The organism is Roseisolibacter agri, assembly GCF_030159095.1.
Classification (GTDB): Bacteria; Gemmatimonadota; Gemmatimonadetes; order Gemmatimonadales; family Gemmatimonadaceae; genus Roseisolibacter; species Roseisolibacter agri.
Window position 1 is genome coordinate 743,942 of the sequence record NZ_BRXS01000002.1, and the last position, 21,067, is coordinate 765,008.

Here is a 21,067-nt window from a genome sequence, read left to right on the forward strand (position 1 = left end):
GCGCTCGGCACCTTCGAGCGAGCGAGTTGCGCAGGCGAGCCGCACACGCACCGCAGCTTGTGCCGCGTCGGACGCCGGGCTAGCGTCGACGTCTGGGAGCACCTCTCCCCGCAACCTCGCTCCTCGCAGGCAGGGCGCCATGGCGAAGCACACGCGCACGTCGACCGGCGCGCCCGGCGCGGGCGGCGCGCCCCGCCCTCCCGAGCCGCCGATCACGGTCGTCGGGATCGGCGCGTCCGCCGGCGGCCTGGCCGCGCTCAAGGCGTTCTTCCGGCACGTCCCCGCCGACAGCGGGCTCGCCTACGCGGTCGTCGTGCACCTCGCGCCCGACCACGAGAGCCACCTCGCCGAGCTGCTGCAGCCTCACGTGCGCATGCCGGTGCAGCAGGTCGCCGAGAGCACGGCGCTCGCGCCGAACCGGGTCTACGTCATCCCGCCCGGGCGCAACCTGTCGGCGGTGGACACGCACCTGCGCCTCTCCGAGCTCGAGGAGGACCGGCGGGAGCGCGCGCCGATCGACCACTTCTTCCGCACGCTCGCCGCGACCCACGACGGCGCCTCCGTCGGCGTGATCCTCACGGGCACCGGCTCCGACGGCACCCTCGGCGTCACGGCCATCAAGGAGCGGAACGGCCTCGTCGTCGTGCAGGACCCGGCCGACGCCGAGTACGACGGCATGCCGCAGAGCGCGGTGGCGACGGGGCTCGCCGACCTCGTCCTCCCGCTGGCCGCGATCCCCGACGCGATCCTGCGCTTCGCGCGCACGCGGCCGCGGGTCGCGGTGCCCGCCGACGCGGACGACGTCGATGGCGAGGAGCGCCAGCTGCTGCAGAAGGTCTTCGTCCAGGTCCGCACGCGCACCGGGCGCGACTTCACGCACTACAAGCGCGCGACGCTGCTGCGGCGCATCGCGCGCCGCATGCAGCTCCGATCCGTCGAGGAGCTGCCGGCGTACGTCGCGCTCCTGCGCGAGCAGCCCGACGAGGTGCAGGCGCTCGCCGACGACCTGCTCATTACGGTCACGAGCTTCTTCCGCGACCCCGAGGTGTTCGAGGCGCTCGCGGCGGAGGTCGTCCCGCGCCTGTTCGACGGGAAGGGCCCCACGGACGACGTCCGCGTGTGGAGCGTCGGCTGCGCGACCGGTGAGGAGGCGTACTCGCTCGCCATCCTCCTGCTCGAGGAGGCGGCGCGGCGCGAGCGGACGCCCCGCCTGCAGGTCTTCGCGTCCGACCTGCACGAGCACTCGCTGGCGCGCGCGCGCGAGGGCTTCTACCCCGGCGACATCGCGACCGACGTGGGCGCCGAGCGGCTCGAGCGCTTCTTCACGCGCGAGAACGGCGGCTACCGCATCCGGAAGGAGGTGCGCGAGCTGGTCGTGTTCGCGCCGCACAACCTCCTCTCGGACCCGCCGTTCTCGCGGCTCGACCTCGTCACGTGCCGCAACGTGCTGATCTACCTCCAGCGCGGCGTGCAGCGGGAGATCGTGGAGCTGTTCCACTACGCGCTCCGGCCGGACGGCGTCGTCGTCCTCGGCGGCTCCGAGACGGTCGAGGGCACGGACCTCTTCCAGGTCGTCGACAAGAAGCGGTGCGTGTACCGCAAGCGGAACGTCCCGGCGTCCGAGCCGCGGCTGCCCGTGTTCCCGCTGACGCGGCTGCGGCGCGTCGGGCCCCGCGCGCGTGGAGGGGCGGGGCAGGAGCCGCCCGTGGCGCACGGGCAGCTCCACGCGCGGCTGGTGGAGCGCTACGCGCCGCCGAGCCTCCTCATGAGCCCCGACGACAACGTCGTGCACCTCTCGGAGCACGCGGGGCGCTTCCTCGTGCACCCGGGCGGCGAGCCGACGACGAACGCGTACCGGCTGGTGCGCGAGGAGCTGCGCTTCGAGCTGCGGTCGCTCGTCGCCAGCGCGCGCGAGCGCGGCACGGCGCAGCGCTCGCGGCCGATCGTCGTGCCGTTCGACGGCGCGCGCGTGCCGGTCGTCCTGCACGTCCGCCCCGCGCGCGACCCGCACGAGGAGGGGTTCGCGCTCGTGATCTTCGACGAGCGCGAGCCCGAGGCCGCGGCGCCCGCGGAGGGGGCACCGGCGGACGGCGCGCGCGTGCGCGAGCTGGAGGCGGAGCTCCGGCTGCTGCGCCACCGGCTGCAGTCGACCGTCGAGGAGTACGAGACGGGCCAGGAGGAGCTGCGCGCGTCGAACGAGGAGTTCCAGTCGGCGAACGAGGAGCTGCGCTCGACGCTCGAGGAGCTGGAGACGAGCAAGGAGGAGCTGCAGAGCACCAACGAGGAGCTGCAGACCGTCAACCAGGAGAACCGCCACCGCGTCGAGGAGCTGCGGCAGCTCACCGACGACCTGCAGAACCTCCTCGTGGCGACCGACATCGCCACGCTCTTCCTCGACCGCGAGCTGCGCATCCTGCGCTTCACGCCGCAGGTGGGCGCGCTGTTCAACGTGCGGCCCGCGGACCGCGGCCGCCCGCTCTCCGACCTCACGCACCGCCTCGGCTACCCGACGCTGCAGGCCGACGCGCGGCGCGTGCTCGAGACGCTCGCGTCGATCGAGCACGAGGTGCAGGACGACGCGGGCCGCTGGTACCTCGCGCGCCTGCTGCCGTACCGCAGCGCCGCGCACCGCATCGACGGCGTGGTGCTCACGTTCGTGGACATCACGGCCCAGAAGCGGGCCGAGGAGGCACTGCGGGAGAGCGAGGAGCGGCAGGCGTTCCTGCTGAAGGTGAGCGACGCGCTGCGGCCCCTCGCCGACCCGCTGGCGGTGATCGCGACGGCGAGCGAGATGGTGGGCCGGTACCTCGACGCCGGTCGCTGCGGCTACGGCGAGCTGCCGCCGCCGTACGACCACTTCGTCGTCGAGCGCGACTGGACGAACGGGATGCCGAGCCATCGCGGGCGCTGGCGCCTCGCCGACTTCGGCGACGCGCTCGTCTCGCAGAACCGCGCGGGCCGCACGCTGGTGATCGACGACGCTCTCGCGGACGAGCGCGGCGAGGGCGCCGAGGACGCGCTGGAGGCGGCCGGCGGCCTGCGCGCGAGCATCGGCGTGCCCCTGCTCAAGGACGGGAGCTGGGTCGCCGCGTTCTTCGTGCACGACGCGAAGCCGCGTCGGTGGACGAAGGGCGACGTCGAGCTCGTCGAGGAGGTCGCCGAACGCACGTGGGCCGCCGTCGAGCGCGCGCGCGCGGAGGCCGCGCTGCGCGAGAGCGAGGCGCGGCTGGCCCACGACCTCGACGCGACCCGGATCCTGCAGCACGTCGGCAACCAGCTGATCTCGACGCCCGGCGCGAACGGGCAGTTCGACGAGCTGTGCGAGGCGGCGCGCACGCTCATGCGGTCGGACTGCGCCAGCATCCAGGTGTATGACGAGGCCAGCGCCCGGCTGAGGCTCGTCGGGCACGTGGGGTTCCATCCCGACTCCGCCGCGTTCTGGGAGTGGGTGGACGCGGGAACCGGCAGCGCCTGCGGACAGGCGCTCGCGCTCGGCGAACGCGTGATCCTGCCCGACGTCGAGGCGTTCCTCGCCGAGCCGTCGGAGCACGAGGCCTGGCGGCGCTCGGGCATCCTCTCGGTCCAGTCGACGCCGCTGGTGGCGCGCACCGGCCAGGTCGTGGGGATGATGTCGACCCACTGGCATCGGCGAGACGTCGTCACCGAGGCCAGCTTCCGGTTCTTCGACATCCTCGCACGCCTCGCCGCCGATTTCATCGTGCGGACGCGCGCGGAGGCGGCGCTGCGCGAGAGCGAGGAGCGGCAGGCGTTCCTCGTGCGCTTCTCCGACGCGGTGCGCGGAATGACGGATCCGGCGGAGGTGGCGACCACGGCGTGTCGGATGCTGCTCGCACGGCTCGACGTGGACCGCGCACACTGGTCGGAGATCGATTGGACGACGGAGGAGTTCGTGACCACCGGGTCCGTCAGCACGACGGGCCTCGCTCCGATCGAAGGGCGTTTTCCGCTCGCGGCGTGGGAGCCGTACAGCGCCTCGCATCGCGAGGGCCGCGCGGTGGTCGTCGACGACACGCAGACGGACCCGCGCGCCGACGGCGCGATGCGCGCGGCGGCGGCTCGCCTGAAGATCGGTGCGGACCTCGCCGTCCCCGTGCTGGTGGGGGGACGACTCGCGAGCGTCCTCGGGGTGAAGCGGCGCGCGCCGCGCCGCTGGACGGCCGACGAGATCGCGCTCGTTGAAGGTGTCGCCGCTCGCTGCTGGGCCGAAGTGGGGCGTGCGCGCGCCGAGGCGGCGCTGCGCGAGAGCGAGGAGAAATATCGAACTCTGTTCGAGTGGATGGGCCAGGGTTACAGCCTGAACGAGGTCGTCCGTGACGCGGAAGGCGCCGCAGTCGATCTTCGCTACCTGGAGCTCAATCCCGCCTTCGAGCGGCTGACTGGCGCCTCGCTCAGTGAAGCACGCGGTCGGCTCGCCAGCGAGGTCTTCCCGGGCCTCGATCGCTACTGGGTGGACATCTGCGATCGCGCAGTGAGGACCGGGGTGATCGAGCGGATCGAGCACGAGCTCACGCCCATTGGCCGCTGGTACCAGTCGAACTTCTATCCGATCGGCCGTGATCGCGTGCTGTCGCTCTACGACGACATCACCGAACGCAAGCTGCGCGAGCAGCACAAGGACTATTCGCTCAAGCTCAGTGACGCTCTGCGTCGCCTGGCGGATCCCGTGCAGATAAAGTTGGAAGCCTCGCGAGTGCTGGGCGAGGAACTCGGTGTCAATCGGGCGCTGTATGCCGAAGTCGTGGGCGACGATTGGTGGGCCGAGCGCGGCTACGTCCGGGACGTCGATGCGCTGCCGACCGGTGCCTATGCATCCGATACGTATGGGCACTGGATCATGCAGACGTACCGTCGCGGCGAATCGTTGGTTTTCGAGGACGTACGCGCTGACCGTCGATTCACGAATGAACAGCGAGCGGCCGCCGAGAGCGCGTCCATCATCGGGGCGGTCGGAGTGCCGCTCGTCAAGAGCGGGGAGCTCGTCGCCCTGCTCTCGGTGCACACGGCGCAGCCGCGCACGTGGACGGCGCACGACATCGCCATCGTCGAGGAAACCGCTGAGCGCACCTGGGCGGCGGTCGAGCGTGCCCGTGCCGAGGCCGCGCTGCGCGAGAGCGAGGAGAAGTACCGCACGGTGTTCGAGTCGATCGACGAAGCGTTTCTGATCAATGAGATGATCCGGGACGAATCCGGACGGGCGATCGACCTGCGGATGCTGGAAGCCAACCCGGCGTACACCCGACAGACCGGGCTGGGGCTCGAGATGGTCGGCAAGCTCGGCAGCGAGATCCTGCCCACCCTGGAGCGATTCTGGCTCGACACCTACGACCGGGTGGCCCGCACCGGCGTTCCCGAGCGGGTCGAGAACTACAACCGGGACACCGACCGTTGGTACGCCGCCCACATCTCCCGGGTCGGCGGGGACGAGCGCCGGGTCGCCGTCGTGTTCGACGACGTGACCGTGCGCAAGCACGCGGAGCTGGCGCTCAAGGCGAGCGAGGAGCGGCAGGCGTTCCTGCTCGGGCTGAGCGACGCGCTGCGGGCGGAGCCGGACGCGGACGCCGTCGCGGATCGTGCGATCCGGATGCTGATCGAGCACCTGCGGCTCGATCGGAGCTACATCGTGTCGTACCGGCTCGACGAGGACCGTGCCTACCTGGTGCACCAGCGGGGCAACGATACGGTGCCGCCGCTGCCGGACGTGTTCATCCTGTCCGACTACCCCGCCGCGTTCCGGGCGATCTTCGACCAGACGTTCGTGGTCGAGGACGAGCTGGAGCGGCAGGGGCTGTCGGAGGCGGAGCGGCGCAACAGTGGACGGCTCGGCATGCGCGCGATGGTGGCGGCGACGCTGCGGAAGCGCGAGGGCCGTCCGCTCTGGTCCATGGTCGCGATATCGTCGCTCCCCCGGCGCTGGACTCGGGACGAGGTCGCGCTGGTCGAGGAGGTCGCCGAGCGCACGTGGGCGGCGGTCGAGCGCGTGCGCGCCGAGGCGGCGCTGCGCGAGAGCGAGGAGCGGTATCGCGCGCTCTTCACCGAGATGGACGAGGCGTACGCGGTGGTCGAGGTCATGGCCGACGCGGCGGGACGGTGGACGGACTTCCTCTTCCTCGAGGTGAACTCCGCGTTCATGCGGCACACGGGAATGCCGTACCCCGTGGGCCAGACCGCGACGCAGCTCCTCGGCACCCCGAACCCGCGGTGGGCGGAGCTCTACGGGCGCGCGGCGGAGACGGGCGAGTCGATCCGCGTCGAGGAGCCGGAGCTCATGCTCGGCCGCATCTTCGACCTCAACATCTTCCGGCTCGGCGGCGAGGGGAGCCGCCGCGTGGCGGTGCTGTTCACCGACATCACCGCGCGGCGACAGGCGGAGGACGCGGTGCGCGAGAGCGAGAAGCGGCTCCGGCGCGTGCTCGACGGCATGGGCGAGGGCTTCGGCCTGCTCGCGCCCGACTTCACGCTCCTCGAGCACAACCGCGAGGCGCTGCGCATGGACGGGCGCGCCCGCGAGGAGATCGTCGGGCGCTCGCACTGGGACGTCTACCCGGGCAGCGAGACCTCCGAGATCGGGCGCGTGCTGAAGAAGGCGATGGCCGAGCGCGTGCCGGTGTCGCTCGAGCACCAGTACGCCTGGGAGGAGGGGCGCGCGCGCTGGCTGGAGATGCGCGCCTATCCGACGGACGACGGCGCGCTCGCGGTGTTCTGGCGCGACGTGACGGACCGCCGGGAGGCGCAGGACGCGCTGCGCGCGAGCGAGGCGCGGCAGGCGTTCCTCGTCCGCTTCTCCGACGCGGTGCGGGGCCTCTCCGACCCGTCGCTCGTCGCGGCGGCGGCGTCGCGCCTCGTGACCGAGCAGCTCGGCACGGAGCGTACGGGCTGGACCGACATCGATTGGACGACGCGGGAATACGTGGCCGATCATGTGTCCCTGGCGGACGGCTCGGCGGGGGAGCCCTATCGCTGGCCGCTGGACCCGCGGGAGCCGTTCGTGGCGGAGCACCTCGCCGGGCGCACGGTCGTGTACGACGACGTGGAGGGCGACCCCCGCGTGTCCGACTCCGTGAAGGCGGCGATGGCGGCACGGGGGATCCGGGCCGGCATCGCCGTGCCGGTCGTGGTCGCCGGGACGCTGCGCGCGGTCCTCAACACGAGCCAGAGCGTCGCGCCGCGCCGCTGGCTGCCCGACGAGGTCGCGCTGGTCGAGGCGTTCGCGAGCCGGGCACGGGCCGAGATCGAGCGCGCCCGCGCAGAGCAGGCGATGCGCGAGAGCGAGGAGCGGCAGGCGTTCCTGCTGACGCTGAGCGATGCGCTGACGCCGCTTCGCGACGCGTCGGAGATCAAGGCCACCGCGTCGCGGCGACTGGGCGAGCACCTCGGCGTCGGGCGCGCGTTCTTCGCGGAGATCGTCGGCGACGACTGGATCGTCGGCGACGCGTACGACGACGGCGCTTCGCCGCTCGAGCCGGGTCGCTATCCCGCGGCGGAGTACGGCCGTTGGACGATGGACACGCTGCGCGCCCGCGGCGTCGTCGCCGTCGCCGATACCGCGAGCGACGCGCGGCTCGAGCCGTCGGAGCGGGAGGCGCTGCAGCGGATCGGCAACGCGGCGGTCGTGGGAGTGCCCCTCGTGCGGCACGGCGAGGTCGTCGCCGTCCTCAGCCTGCACAGCCGCGAGCCGCGCGAGTGGACGAACGCCGAGCTCGAGCTCGTCCAGGAGATCGCCGATCGCACGTGGCCCGCCGTCGAGCGCACGCGCGCCGAGGCGGCGCTGCGCGCCTCGGAGGCCAGGTACCGGACCCTGTTCGAGTCGATCGACGAAGGGTTCGCGGTCGCCGAGGTGCTGTACGGCGCCGAAGGCCGCCCCGTAGACCTGCTGTACCTCGAAGCGAACCCCGCCGCCTCGCGACTGACGGGAGGTACCGCCTTCGTAGGCCGTCGCGCGAGTGAGGTCTTGCCGCAGGCCGACCGGACGAGTCTCCAGATCTACGACACCGTCGCACGCACGGGCCAGCCCGAGCGGGTGGAGCGCCATTACGCGGCCTTCGATCGATGGTTCGAGGGCCACATCTCGCCCGTGATCGACGTCGAGCGGGATGGAACGCACGCCAGTCCTCGCCGTGTCGCCATCGTCTTCCGGGACGTGACGGAGCGCCGTCGTGCAGTCGAAGCCCTCCGCGCGAGCGAGGAGCGCTACCGCACGCTGTTCGAGACGATGGTGCAGGGCTACGCCGACATCGAGCTCGTGCGCGACGCCGACGGCCGGGCCGTGGACCAGCGCTACCTCGCGCTCAATCCGGCGTTCGAGCGGATCTTCGGCATGCCGGTCGCGCGCGCCGTGAACCGCCGACAGAGTGAGCTCTTTCCCGGCCTGGAGCCGTGGTGGAACGAGGCATGGGACCGCGTCGCGCGCTCCGGCGTGCCGGAGCGGATCGAGCACGAGGACGCGTCGCTCGGACGCTGGTACGAGATGTGGGCGTACCCGCGCGGCGGCGACCGGCTCGTGGTCCTGTACGACGACGTCACCGATCGCAAGCGCGCCGAGATCGTGCTGCGCGAGAGCGAGACGCGGCAGGCGTTCCTGCTCCGGCTCACCGACGCGCTTCGGTCGGCCGCCGATGCCGTCGCGGCGCAGCGCGCGGCGACCGACGTCATCGCGGCGCACCTCGGGTGCGCGCGCAGCTATTACACGGAGTACGACGAGGCGCGCGGTGTCGGGGTGGTGCACGTCGAGACGTCGTACGCCGATCTCCCGCCCGCGACCGGCGAATACCGGTTGGCCGATTTCGAGACGCTCGTCGCGCGCCTGCGCACTGGCGACCCGCTCGTGATTCCCGACTGGGACGCGTTCACGCTCGGCGCGAACGCGTCGACGGTCGTGCGGAGCCTGCGCGCGCGCGGACACATCACGGTGCCGCTGGTGCAGGGCGGCACGCTCGTCGCCGCGTTGACGGTCCAGGACACGAAGCCGCGTGCGTGGAGCGCGTCGGACGTCGCGACCGTGGTCGAGACCGCCGAGCGGACGTGGGCCGCCGTGGAGCGCGCGCGCGCCGAGGCGGCACTGCGCGAGAGCGAGCGGAAGTTCGCCGCGCTCTTCGCGACGTCGCCGGCGCCGTTGCTGGTCCTCGCGCCGGACGCGCCGCGCTACACGATCGCCGAGGTCAACGACGCCTACCTGGCCGCGACGATGCGGACGCGGGAGGGGCTGGTCGGCCGGGGCATCTTCGAGGCGTTCCCCGACAACCCGGACGACCCGACGATCACGGGGGTGAGCACCCTGCGTGCCTCGCTCGATCGCGTGCTCGCGACGCGTCAGCCGTCCGCGGTGCCCGACCTCCACTACGACATCGCGCGGCCTGACGGCACGTTCGAGGAGCGGTGGTGGCGCCCGGTCAACTCGCCCATCCTCGACGAGCGCGGCGCGGTCCAGGCGATCATCCACAACGTCAGCGACGTCACCGCCGAGCGGGCCGCCGCGGCGGAGCTGCACACGCTCAACGAGCGACTGGAGCAGCGAGTGGCCGAGCGGACGACGGAGCGCGACGCGCTCCGCCGCGCGTTGACCGCGGCCGAGGAGGCCGAGCGGCGGCGCCTCGCGCGCGAGCTGCACGACCAGCTCGGGCAGCACCTGACGGGCTTCGCGCTGGGGCTCGCCGACGTGCGGCGCCGCATCGCGGCCGGCGAGCCGGCGGCCGACCGCCTCGACCAGCTGGAGGCGCTCGCGCGCCTCATGTCGCGGGACGCGCGGACCCTCGCGCTCGAGCTCCGGCCGCCGGAGCTGGACGACGTGGGGCTCGAGGGCGCGCTCGAGACGTACGTGGCCGAGTGGAGCGCGCGCTTCGACGTCGCCGCCGAGGTGACGGTCACCGGGCTCGCGGAGCGGCCGCTCGCGAGCGAGGTCGGCTCGGCGCTCTACCGCATCGTGCAGGAGGCGCTGACCAACGTCGCGAAGCACGCCGACGCGTCGCAGGTGAGCGTGATCGTCGATCGCCCCGACGGCGCGGTGCGGCTCATCGTCGAGGATGACGGCCGCGGGTTCGACGTGGACACGACGACGGCGCGCGCGCGGGCCGAGCGGCGGCTCGGGCTCGCCGGGATGCAGGAGCGGGCGGCCATCGTCGGCGGCACCGTCACCGTGGAGTCGAGCCCGGGGAGCGGCACCGCGCTCTACGTGCGGCTCCCGGTCGAGCCCGTGAGCGGCGAGCCGGCGACGGACGGGCCCGCGCCGACGGAGGCGCGTCGATGAATCGCGCGACCCTTCCACCAGGCGCACACGGCGCCATGGGCGAGGGCGGGATGGCGGGCGACCCGTAGCGGCGCCCGCCCGGCGATCTCGGGGAATTCCCCGAGCGACCGGCGCTTTCTCCGGGTCCCGACGCCGCGAAGCCCGATGGGCATGCTCGGCGGCGCGCCATAACCTCCAGGGCCCATCGCGTGCGCCGCCGTGCGTGGGCGCCGCGACGGCGAGGGGAGCGTGGTGACGGTCCGGGACACCGCAGTGGACAGCGCGATGGAGGGTACCGCGCCATGAGAGAGCAGCGAATGGATGCGCTGCGCGGCCGGTCGGTGACGGACGGCGCCGCGGCGTCGCCCACCGCCGACCAGCGACCCGCGCGTGAGGACGGGCTGGGGTCTCGCGCCCACATCCGGGCCACGATCGAGCGCGCACGCGCGGCGATCCACTCCGCCCGCGACCGGACCACGAGCAGCCGCGCGGCGCTCGCGCACTCCGACGCGCTCGTCGGGGCGTCGGAGCAGATGCTGCAGCAGTCGCTCGCGCTACGCGCGCAACTCCGCGCCTCGGTCACGGCCTACGCGCGGCACCTCAGGGCGGATGGGGAGCCGCCGCAGCGCATGCTCGTGCTCGTGAAGTCGGCGATGCGCGAGGCGACGCCGCCGGAGCTCGATCCGTACGATGCGCGCGCGCTCATGGAGGACGTCGTGCGCTGGAGCATCGAGGCGTACTATCACGCCGCCTGAGCGATGAGCCCGGTCGCGCGCGTCGCGCTGTTCGAGGAGCTCGCGGCCCTGCGTGGGCGCAGCGCCGTCGCCCGCGCGGCGAGCACCGCGCTCGTGCGGCGGGCGGCGGCGGCCTGTGCGCGCGGCGAGGCGGTGTGCCTGATGCGCGCGCTCGCACGTATGCCGGAAGTGCCGACCGGTTCGGCGGCTGACACGCCGGCGCAGTGGATCCTCGGCGTGTTCGCCGAGCTCGAATCTGCGGCGGCGGAGCGCAGGCTGCGTGAGCCGTGGCTGGACGATGCCGGGGCGATGGACCTCGTGCTCGGCGCCGCGATCGACGCGCTGGTCCGGCAGGCCCCGCCGGCGGAGGTGGAGGCGCTGGCGGCCGCGCTTCGCGACCTCGCGCGTGCGCTGCTGCGTCCGCTGCAGCGCACGCTGCACGACGACGCCCCGCGCGCGGCGTCTCGCGACGCGCGGACGTGCACGCGGTTCCGACCGCCGCTGGGGCCAGCGTAGCGTTCGGCGCATCGGGTGGTGCACCGCGGGGAGCGCGGTGCGCTACCCGGTGCACCACCCGATGCGCTCGCACGGCCGCGCGTCAGCCGTCGAGCTGCCCGCGCACGGCGCCCTGCGGGAACTCGCCCGTGTGCACGTTCACGTAGAACGACTCGGGGCTGGCGAGGATCTCCTTCAGCAGCGCGCGGTCGGCGCTCGTGGTGCAGCCGACCGACCTGCCGCTCGCGTCCGGAGGCGTCAGCGTGACGACGATGCCGCCGCGGACGCCGGCGGGCGCGCGGTGGATGTGGGCGGCCGTCGACAGGGCGACCCCGCTGACGTCGAGCTGCCAGCAGAGCTCCTCCTGCCCGGGGTTGATGGTGATGAGCGCGCTGCCCGAGCCGTCCGGATCGCCCCAGTACGGAGGCGTGGTCGTCACCTCCTGCGTCATCGGCGTCGCGAGCGGGTGGCCGCCGTGCGCGGCGCCGGGCACGATGCTGAGGCGGACGCTCGCGGGCGCGATCGGCTCGTGCCGGTCGGCACAGGCGGCGAGGACCAGGACCGCACCGAGCAGCGCAATCGACCGAGGGGACGGCATGCCGGACATGGATGACTCCCGTGACGTGGGTGGTGGTGTGCCGGAGCTCGACGGAGCTCCCCGCCCCGACCCGGCATCTGTCCAGGTCGGGGCCGCGCGCCTATGCTAGGCGCCGCGGTCGTGGCGCTCTCGCGACGCTCTCGCGCCTCTCTCGTGGCCCCCCACGGCACCCCGTGCACACGCTCACGCTCTTCGGAACGGCCGCGCTGCTCGGCCCCGACGGACCGGTCACGGGCCGAGCGGCCCAGGGGCGACGACTGGCGCTGCTGGCGTACCTCGCGCTGGCGCGCGGGCGTGCCGTCGGCCGGGAGCGGCTGCTCGCCCTGCTCTGGCCCGACAGCTCCGCGGAGCGCGCCCGCCACCAGCTCTCGGACGACCTGTACATCCTCCGGAGCGCACTCGGCGACGGCGTCGTCCGGTCGGTCGCGGACGACCTCGTCCTGGACCCTGGCCTGATCGCGAGCGACGTCGGGACGTTCGAGCGGCTGCTCGACCAGGGACGCCCCGAGGACGCGGTCGCCCTGGTGTCCGGGCCGCTGCTCGACGGCTTCCACCTCGCGGGCGGCGTGGACTTCGAGCACTGGCTCGACGGCGAACGGGCGCGTCTCGCCCGGCGGCACATGACGGCGCTGGAGGCGCTCGCGGAGGAGAGCGAGGCGCGGGGCGACGGCGCGGCGGCAGTGGAGTGGTGGCGGCGGTTGGCCGCGCTCGATCCGCTCAGCGGCCGGCTGGCCGTCCGCCTGATGCGCGCGCTCGCGGCCGTGGGCGACCGCGCGGGCGCGCTGCGTCACGCGCGCGTGCACGCGTCGCTGCTGGAGGGCGAGTTCGGCACGGGGCCGGACCCGGACGTGGAGGCCTGCGCGGAGCGCCTGCGCACCGAGCCTGCGGGCACGCTGGCGACCCGGCCCATCCCCGGCCCCGTGACCGTAGAGGGGCCGGCGCCGGTCGCGCCGCCCGTCGCGCCGCCCGTCGCGCCGGTCGTCGCGCCGGTCGCGGCGCCGGAGCCCGGTCGCGCGCCCGCCCTCCAGCTGGGGGCGCTGGTCGCGTGCGCCGTTCTCCTGGTGCTGGCGATGGTCGGCCTGCGCGGGATCGCCGGGACGCGCGGCACGGCGCCGGGCGCCCCAGCCTCCGTCGGCGTGCTGCCGTTCGTGAACATGGGGCCGGACCCGACGGATGCGTACTTCGGCGACGGCCTGGCCGAGCAGGTCATCGCCGCGCTCGGCCGCGTCGAGGGGCTGCACGTGGCCGCGCGCACGTCGTCGTTCGCGCTGCGCGACGGCCGCCTCGACGTCCGCACGATCGGCGACACGCTGGGCGTCGCGGCGGTGCTCGAGGGGAGCGTGCGCCGGGACGCCGGCCGGGTCCGCATCACCGCGCAGCTCGTCGACGCCGCGACCGGCTACCGACTCTGGTCGGCGGAGTTCGATCGCGAGCCGCGGAACGTGCTCGGCGTGCAGGAGGAGATCGCGGCCGCGATCGCGCGGGCGCTCGAGCGGCGGCTCGCGCCCACCACGGCGTCCGCCCGGCGGCACGACCCGCCGGACTTCGAGACCTACGACCTGTACCTGCGCGGGCTGCACCTGCGGGATCGCCTGACGCCCGACGCGCTGCGCGAGGCGAGCGCGCTGTTCGACCGGGTGATCGCGCGCCAGCCGCAGTTCGCCGCCGCCCACGCCGCGAAGGCGAGCGTCGTCGGTCCGCTGATCATGTTCGGCCACCTGCCGCAGTCGGAAGGCGTGCCGATGCTGCGCGCGCTGACCACGCGCGCGCTCGCGCTCGACCCGGACCTGGGCGAGGCGCACGCGGCGCTCGGGATGCACCGGCTCTTCTTCGAGTGGGACTGGGCCGGCGCGGAGCAGGCGCTGCGCCGCGCGATCGCGCTCAACCCCAGCGACGCGCACGCGCACCACCACATGGCGAACCTCCAGCGCGCGGTGGGACGGCTCGACGCGGCGATCGCGAGCCGCGCACGGGCGGTCGCGCTGGATCCGCTCAACCCGCGCACGGCCGTGGTGCTCGGCGTCGACTACTTCGTGGCCGGCGACATGGAGCGCGCGATGGTGCACTTCCGCCGCGCGCAGCAGCTGGATCCGTTGCACGCGCTGGCGCTCGGGTCGGGGCCGTTCCTCCCCGTGGGGCCCGCCGAGATCTTCGAGCACCAGCACCGCGACGCGGAGGCGGTGGCGGAGTACACGCGGATCGCGACGCTGCGCGGGGCGACGGCGCGGGACGTCGACGATTTGCGGGACGGGTACGCGCGCGGCGGCATGCCCGGCTTCTGGGCGCGATGGCTGGCCATGGAACGTCGCCAGGCGACCGCGGCGCCCGATCCCATACGGATGGCCAATCTCTCGGTGCGGATCGGCGACACCACCCAGGCCATCGAGTGGATGGAGCGCGCCTACGCCGCGCGGCACCCGGCACTCGTGTACCTGCAGCACACCCCGGCCTTCGTCCCGCTGCACGCGCAGCCGCCCGTGGCGCGCATGCTGGCGGGGATGCGGTTCCCGCCGCGCGCTCAGGGCCGCGCCGGCGCCGGCGGGGCGGGCGGCAGCGACGCGAGACGCGCCCGCACGATGCGGAAGCCGGCGTCGTTCGCCTGGTAGGACGCCAGCTCGTCCGCCGGCACCGCGGCGAGCATGCGCTCGATCTCGGCGATGCGGTCCGCGGTGCCCGGATGGTCGGCGAACCACGCGCCCACGGGACCACCGTCGCCGCCCGCGGCGCGCTCCTCGGCCGCCAGCTCCTCGAAGAACGTGCGCATGCCCCGCGGGTCGACGCCCGCGCGCCGCACGTTGACGAACGCGCCCGCATCCGCCTCGCGCTCGGCGTCGCGCCCGAAGCGCGCGAACAGGAGCGAGCCGGCGACCTGGATCCCGATCCGCGCGCCCGCGCCCTCGCACGCGTTCGTCAGCGAGCAGACGAGCGACACGCCTGTCTGCGTCCGCTGCGCCTTCTGCATCTGCTCGACCGAGTGGCGGCGCACGACGTGCTCCACCTCGTGCGCGAGCACGCCGGCCAGCTCGCTCATCCTGTCCGCACGTTCGAGCAGACCGCGGTTGACGTAGATGAAGCCGCCCGGCAGCGCGAACGCGTTGACGACGGACGTGTTCACGACGGCGAAGCGCCAGGCGAGGTCGGCGCGCGCGGTGCGGCGCGCGATCGCCTGGCCCAGGCTGTCGACGTAGGCCGTGACGACCGGATCGTCGAGCACCGGCAGCTGCGCCTCGATCTCGCGCGCCGCCTGCCGCCCGAGCGCGACCTCCTCGTCCTCCGTCGCGTCGCCGCACGCGAGCGCGGCCGCCGCGGCGACGAGTGCCCATCGCCGCCACCGCGCGATCCACGCCATGCCCGCCGCTCCTGTGACCGTGTGCGCATCACCCATGCGCCACGCGCCGGGGCAACGCGTGTGCCGGTCGCGAGCCGTCCGTCCCCATCCGCGAGTATGTTCCGCGCATGCCACCAGCCGCGCACGCACGACTCCGCCAGTGGGCGCGCACGGTCAAGCGCGACGTGCTCGCGCTCTGGTTCGCCGCGCGCGACCCGCGCGTGCCCTGGTACGCGAAGGCGCTCGCGCTCGTCGTCGCCGGCTACGCGCTGAGCCCCATCGATCTGATCCCGGACTTCATCCCGGTCCTGGGGTATCTCGACGACGTGATCCTCGTGCCGGCGGGCATCCTGCTCGTGCGGCGCCTCATCCCCGCCGAGCTCCTCGCCGAGCACCGCGCGCTGGCCGAGCGTGCGGCCGAGCGTCCGACGAGCCGCACCGCGGCGCTCGTCATCGTCGTGATCTGGATCGCCGCCGTCGCGCTCACGCTCTGGCTCGCGTGGCCGACGATCGCGGGGTGGGTCGGGCGCGGGCCGCGCCGCGCGAGCCGACCGTGAGACAGGTCGCGCTCGCGGCAGCCGTGCGTCAGGTTGACCCGAGCACCTCGGCGGGATCGACGGCGGCGGCGCGGCGCGCGGGGAGCCAGCTCGCGACGAGCGACACGAGGACGAGCGCGACCGCCGTGAGGCCCAGCACCCACGGGTCGGTCGCGCTCACCTCGTACAGCAGCCCGCGCAGCAGCCGCGTGAACGCGAGCGTGCACGCCACGCCGATGGCGATGCCGGCCGCCACGAGCCGCAGGCCGGCCAGCGACACGGCGCGGCCGACGTCCGCGGGCCGCGCGCCGAGCGCGATGCGCACGCCGATCTCGCGGCGCCGCACGCTCACCCCGTACGCCACGACGCCGTACAGGCCGACGGCGCCGAGCGTCAGCGCGACGGCGCTGGCGACGGCGAGCAGCACGACGAGCGCGCGGGTGCGCGCCGACCCCCGGCGCACCACGGCGTCGAGCGTGCCCTCGTCGAACGTCGGCAGCGCGGGATCGAGCGCGCGCACGACGCCGCGGATGGACGCGACCGTCGCGCCCGCGCGTCCGGGCTGCGTGCGGGCGAGCACCGCGACGAGGTACGGCGCGGGCGCACCGCCGCCCTGCGGGACGATGGGGAAGTACACGACGTCGTCGGCCGGCCGGTCGAGCGCGTCGTAGTGCACGTCGCCGACCTCGCCGACGATCGTCTGCCACGCGCCGCCGACCGCGCGGATGCGCCGGCCGATCGGGCTCGCGCCGTTCCAGTACCGCATCGCGAACGCGCGGCTCACGACCACGTCGCCGGCCGTCCCCGCGTCGTCCATCGCCCCGAACGTGCGGCCGCGCAGCAGCGGGATGCCCGCCGTGCGGAAGTACCCGCCGTCCACCGTGGCCGCGGCGTGCGCCATGCCTCCGGCGGGCGCCATGCCTCCGGCGGGCGCCGGCAGCGGGCGATCCTCCACCTCGATCGCGGCGCTCCAGCGGTCGCCGCTCAGCGGCACCCAGTTGGTGAGCGCCGCCTCCCGCACGCCGGGCACCGCGCCCACCCGCTCGCGCAGCGCCTGCAGGAAGCTCGCGCGCGCCGGGCCGGCGCCATACCGCGCGATCGGGAGCAGCACCCGCGCGACGGCGACGTCGTCCGACACGAAGCCCGGCGGCACGGCCTCCAGCCGCAGCAGGCTGCGCGTCATGAGCCCGGACGACGCCACGAGCACCAGCGCCAGCGCGGTCTGCGCGACCACGAGCGCGTGGCGCGCGCGCTGGCGCGATGCGTCCGCGACCGGCCCGCGTCCCGCGCCGCGCAGCACGAGCGCGATCGACACCCGCCGCGCGCGCAGCAGCGGCAGCAGGCTGACGCACAGCGCGCACAGCGTCGTGGCGCCCAGCGCGAACGCGAGCGCGCGGAGGTCCACGGTGGCCTCGTCGAGACGCGGCACCGCCCACGCGTCGCCGGCCCGCACCGCCGCCCGCAGCCCGGCGCGCGCGAGGAGCACGCCCAGCGCGCCGCCCGACGCGCAGAGCAGCACCGACTCGGCGAGCGCCTGTGTCATCAGGCCGCGCGCGCCGGCGCCGAGCGCGCCGCGCACCGCCAGCTCCACCTGCGCGTGCTCGGCGCGCACGAGGAACAGGCCGGCGACGTTCGCGCAGGCGACGACGAGCACGAGCAGCACGCTCGCCAGCAGCATCCAGGCGAGGCGCGCGGAGCTGCCGACGACGGAATCGCGGAGCGACTCGACCTGTGGCGCGACGTGCGCCTGCGCGAGGACGTTCGCCGAGGGATCGCCCGGGAGCTCGTCGGGCAGCCGCGCGAGCGCGCGCGCCAGGTCGGCGCGTGCGCGGGTCGGCGTGACGCCGTCGCGCAGCCGCGCCACGCCGACGAACCGGAAGCGCGCGGCCTGCGTGGCGGCCGGGTCGAGCGTGAGCGGGATCCAGAGATCCACGGTGCTCGCCGGATACGCGAAGCGCGGCGCCATGACGCCGACGATCGTGCGCGGCACCCCGTTGACGAGCATCTGCCGGCCGATCACGCCGCGATCGCCGTGGTAGCGCTGCCGCCAGAGCCGGTCCGACAGCAGGACGACGCGCGCCGCGCCCGCGCGGTCCTCACCGTCGGCGAAGCCGCGGCCCAGCGCCGGGCGCACGCGGAGCACGTCGAGCAGGTTCGCGGTGACGCGCGCGATGCGCGCGCGCGCGGGCGTCTCGCCGGGCGCGGACGGCTCGATGTTGGCGTCGACGTTGTCGGCCCACCACGCGGCGATGCCGTCGAACGCCGCGCCCTCGGACGCCGCGTGCCGCTGGTAGAGCATCACCGTCGCGTCCGACTGGTCGACGGTCGGGCGGCCCGCGAGGCTCGCGGTGTGGGTGAGCCGCACGAGCCGCTCCGACTGCGGATACGGCAGGGGCTTGAGGAGCATCGCGTCCACGACGCCGAAGGCCGCCGTGGACGCGCCGATCCCGAGCGCGAGCACCAGCACCACCGCCGCGGCGAACCCCGGCGCGCGCCGCAGCCGTCGCGCGGCGATGCGGAGGTCGTGCAGCACCGACTCCAGCGCCACGGTGCCGCGCGCGCGGCGGCTCGCCTCCTTCACGCGATCGAGGTGCCCGAACTCCGCGCGCGCGCGGCGCAGCGCGTCGTCGCGCGAGAGCCCCGCACGCTCGTGGCGCGCGGCCTCGTGCTCCACGTGGAAGCGCAGCTCCTCGTCGAGCTCGCGCTCGAGCGCGTCGCGGTCGAACAGCGCGCGCATCCGGTAGCGCACGTCGCTCCAGATCTCGGCCAGCATCGCGGTCACCCCATGTCGAGCACCAGCGACACGGCGCTCGTGAGCCGCGCCCACGCGTCGGCCTCGACGTCGAGCTGTCGGCGGCCGGCGCGCGTGAGCTCGTAGAACTTCGCCCGGCGGTTGCTCTCCGACGCGCCCCACTCGGCCCGGATCCAGCCGCGCCGCTCCAGGCGGTGCAGCGCGGGGTAGAGCGAGCCCTGGGGCACCTGCAGCGCGTCGCGCGACACGTGCCGGATGCGCTCGGAGATCGCCCAGCCGTGCATCGGCTCGACCGAGACGGCCTTCAGGATCAGCAGGTCGAGCGTGCCCTGCGGCAGGTCGAGGCGGTCGTCGATCACGGCGCGGTCCTCGTGGGGTCGCGCGAAGGATGCGAGCGCTCTTGTAGAAGTGCAAGGGGTCGGCGATCGGCCGGCGCCGAGGGCGGACGGCACGTGCGGTCGCCCGCGTCGCACGGGGCTGGCGCGCGGGATGCGAATCCACGGGCGCTCACGCCACGCCGCCCGCTCCACGCGCCCGACCACGGGGCTGGCCAACCTCGGAACGGCCCCACCTCAGGAGCAGTCTCGCCGCATGCCGCACCCACGCACCCAGCGCCCGATCGCGGAGAAGCCCGAGCCGAGGATCTGCGGCTGCTGCGCCACCTGCGGCTGCCAGGTGTTCCCGACGCGCGACGCGCTGCCGGACGTGTGCCCCAAGTGCAAGCAGCTGTGGACGGGGATCATCCTCGATCCCGACCGGACGCTGCGCTGACGGGAGTGGCCGGGCGTCTCGCCGCGTGAAGGGTCTGCCGGTCGCGCACTCGCGTCCTGTTGCAGTCCGCTTCCGAGCGCCCCATGTTCGCGGACCGGTCCGGCCGACGTGGCCGCCGGCGATCGGACGCCGTCCTCCCGCCACCCGGGGGTCCCGTGCCGCTCCGTCTTCCGCGACAGGTGGCGCCGCGCGCCCTGTCGATCGTGCTCGCGGCGATCGCGAGCGCCGCGTGCGCTGACGCCACGCTCGGCGCCCAGTCCCTCCCACGCGCCACGCCCGGCGATGTCGGCCTCTCGGCCGAGGCGCTCGCGCGCATCGCGCCCGCCATGCGGGCCTACACCGACTCGGGGAAGCTCGGGGGCATGCTCGTCGCCGTCGCGCGCCACGGCAGGCTGGCGTACCTCGAGACGTTCGGGACGGCGGACGTCCGCACCGGCGCACCGCTCGCGTCCGACGCGGTCTTCCGCATGTACTCGATGACCAAGCCCGTCACCGCGGTGGCGGTGCTGCAGCTCGTCGAGCGCGGAACGCTCGGCCTCGACGATCCGGTGGCACGCTACATCCCGGCGTTCGCGGAGGCCGCCGTGTACGCGGGTGGCGGGGCCGCGCACCCGACGACGACGCCGGCGGTGCGACCGATCACCATCCGGCAGCTCCTGATGCACACGTCCGGGATGGCGTACGGGCTCGGGGTCCTGGCGCCGGACTCGATCGCCAACGCGCGTGGGCTCTTCGTCGCCTCGCGCACCGTGGCCGGCTTCGCGGACACGGTGGCGCGCATCCCACTCGCCTTCCAGCCGGGGGCGCGATGGCGATACGGTCCCGGGCTCGAAGTGCTCGGCCGCGTCGTGGAGATCGTCGACGGACGCCCCTTCGAGCGCTATCTCGACGAGGAGATCTTCACGCCGCTCGGCATGCGCAGCACCGCGATGCGTCTCACGCCCGCGCTGCGCGCGCGACTCGCGGGCTACTACGAGCGCGGCCCGGACGGCCGGCTGCGCACGACGCGAGGCATGGTGCCGCAGGACCTGCTCGAGCCGGCGGCGCGCTTCGCGTGCGGCGGGTGCGGACTGGTCTCGACGGCCGGCGATTACCTGCGGTTCGCGCAGATGCTGCTGAACGACGGCACGCTCGATGGCGTGCGCATCCTGCGGCCCGAGAGCGCCGCCGAGCTGCGGCGCGACGCGCTGCCGCCGGCGCTGGGGCCGATCCCGGCGGGCAACTTCGGTCCGGGCACGGGCTTCGGGCTCGGCGTCGCGGTGCAGCGCGACCGCGCGTCGCCGGAGAACCCGAGCGCGCCGGGCACGTTCGGGTGGTCGGGTGCGGCGAACACGTATTTCTGGGTCGATCCGGCGAACGGCGTGATCGGGATGGTCCTCACGCAGCACCACCCGCCGTTCTCCTATCCGCTTCTTCGGGAGACCAAGCAGCTCGTCTACGCGGCGCTCGTCGCCCCCGACTCCACGGCGCCGGCCACCCCGCCGCGCCGGCCGCGGTAGTCGACGCCGTCGGGACGTGCATGCGCGGCGTGCCCGCTCGCTTGCCGGCGCGCTTGCCGGCGCGCCGCACGCGGCGCAGATAGCACGTCCGGCGCGCACCCCGCGCGCCGACCC

At 74.4% G+C, this 21,067-nt stretch carries 10 protein-coding genes and 1 pseudogene; 7 read left to right on the forward strand and 4 right to left on the reverse strand.

Features of this window, described 5'->3' with window-relative positions:
* Window positions 1-139: 139 nt before the first annotated feature.
* The 3 genes from rosag_RS08080 (at window position 140) to rosag_RS08090 (ending at window position 11,490) form a co-directional block, all read left to right on the forward strand.
* Window positions 140-10,261: a GAF domain-containing protein gene (locus tag rosag_RS08080; protein ID WP_284349562.1), complete on the forward strand. Its 10,122-nt coding sequence runs from the start codon at window positions 140-142 to the stop codon at window positions 10,259-10,261.
* A gap of 281 nt (window positions 10,262-10,542) precedes the next feature.
* Window positions 10,543-10,995 (forward strand): hypothetical protein, encoded by a 453-nt coding sequence (locus rosag_RS08085; RefSeq protein WP_284349563.1) that lies wholly within the window; start codon window positions 10,543-10,545, stop codon window positions 10,993-10,995.
* 3 nt (window positions 10,996-10,998) lie between these two features.
* The gene (locus tag rosag_RS08090; protein WP_284349564.1) at window positions 10,999-11,490 is read left to right on the forward strand and encodes a hypothetical protein; all 492 of its coding nucleotides are present in this window, start codon (window positions 10,999-11,001) and stop codon (window positions 11,488-11,490) included.
* A gap of 82 nt (window positions 11,491-11,572) precedes the next feature.
* Here rosag_RS08090 and rosag_RS08095 read toward each other — a convergent pair whose 3' ends face one another.
* A complete protein-coding gene (locus tag rosag_RS08095; RefSeq protein WP_284349565.1) occupies window positions 11,573-12,067 on the reverse strand; it encodes a CHRD domain-containing protein in 495 nt (164 codons plus the stop codon).
* Window positions 12,068-12,240: 173 nt separating this feature from the next.
* Here rosag_RS08095 and rosag_RS08100 point away from each other — a divergent pair, with 173 nt between their 5' ends.
* On the forward strand, window positions 12,241-14,673 hold the full coding sequence (locus rosag_RS08100) for a BTAD domain-containing putative transcriptional regulator (RefSeq protein WP_284349566.1): 2,433 nt from the start codon (window positions 12,241-12,243) through the stop codon (window positions 14,671-14,673).
* On the opposite strand, the gene rosag_RS08105 is transcribed toward rosag_RS08100, so the two are convergent.
* Window positions 14,586-15,416: a M48 family metallopeptidase gene (locus tag rosag_RS08105; RefSeq protein WP_284349567.1), complete on the reverse strand. Its 831-nt coding sequence runs from the start codon at window positions 15,414-15,416 to the stop codon at window positions 14,586-14,588. The genes rosag_RS08100 and rosag_RS08105 overlap by 88 nt on opposite strands.
* A 125-nt stretch (window positions 15,417-15,541) precedes the next feature.
* On the opposite strand from rosag_RS08105, the pseudogene rosag_RS08110 reads away from it, so the two are divergent.
* A pseudogene (locus tag rosag_RS08110) lies at window positions 15,542-15,952 on the forward strand (YkvA family protein); the annotation flags it as partial.
* A 28-nt stretch (window positions 15,953-15,980) separates the two neighbouring features.
* Here rosag_RS08110 and rosag_RS08115 read toward each other — a convergent pair.
* Both rosag_RS08115 and rosag_RS08120 read right to left on the reverse strand, forming a co-directional pair.
* On the reverse strand, window positions 15,981-18,704 hold the full coding sequence (locus rosag_RS08115; protein ID WP_284349568.1) for an ABC transporter permease: 2,724 nt from the start codon (window positions 18,702-18,704) through the stop codon (window positions 15,981-15,983).
* 5 nt (window positions 18,705-18,709) lie between these two features.
* Window positions 18,710-19,039 (reverse strand): PadR family transcriptional regulator, encoded by a 330-nt coding sequence (locus rosag_RS08120; protein WP_425607504.1) that lies wholly within the window; start codon window positions 19,037-19,039, stop codon window positions 18,710-18,712.
* A gap of 235 nt (window positions 19,040-19,274) precedes the next feature.
* Here rosag_RS08120 and rosag_RS08125 point away from each other — a divergent pair, with 235 nt between their 5' ends.
* Both rosag_RS08125 and rosag_RS08130 read left to right on the forward strand, forming a co-directional pair.
* Window positions 19,275-19,454 (forward strand): hypothetical protein, encoded by a 180-nt coding sequence (locus rosag_RS08125; protein WP_284349570.1) that lies wholly within the window; start codon window positions 19,275-19,277, stop codon window positions 19,452-19,454.
* Between the two features lie 155 nt (window positions 19,455-19,609).
* Window positions 19,610-20,953: a serine hydrolase domain-containing protein gene (locus rosag_RS08130; RefSeq protein ID WP_284349571.1), complete on the forward strand. Its 1,344-nt coding sequence runs from the start codon at window positions 19,610-19,612 to the stop codon at window positions 20,951-20,953.
* The last annotated feature ends 114 nt before the right edge of the window (window positions 20,954-21,067 follow it).

What these genes read in the sequence shown, in the direction of transcription:
- rosag_RS08080 (WP_284349562.1), top strand. Translation starts at nt 140, where the DNA reads ATGGCGAAGCACACGCGCACGTCGACCGGCGCGCCCGGCGCGGGCGGC.
- rosag_RS08085 (WP_284349563.1), top strand. Translation starts at nt 10,543, where the DNA reads ATGAGAGAGCAGCGAATGGATGCGCTGCGCGGCCGGTCGGTGACGGAC.
- rosag_RS08090 (WP_284349564.1), top strand. Translation starts at nt 10,999, where the DNA reads ATGAGCCCGGTCGCGCGCGTCGCGCTGTTCGAGGAGCTCGCGGCCCTG.
- rosag_RS08095 (WP_284349565.1), bottom strand. Translation starts at nt 12,067, where the DNA reads ATGCCGTCCCCTCGGTCGATTGCGCTGCTCGGTGCGGTCCTGGTCCTC.
- rosag_RS08105 (WP_284349567.1), bottom strand. Translation starts at nt 15,416, where the DNA reads ATGGCGTGGATCGCGCGGTGGCGGCGATGGGCACTCGTCGCCGCGGCG.
- rosag_RS08115 (WP_284349568.1), bottom strand. Translation starts at nt 18,704, where the DNA reads ATGCTGGCCGAGATCTGGAGCGACGTGCGCTACCGGATGCGCGCGCTG.
- rosag_RS08125 (WP_284349570.1), top strand. Translation starts at nt 19,275, where the DNA reads ATGCCGCACCCACGCACCCAGCGCCCGATCGCGGAGAAGCCCGAGCCG.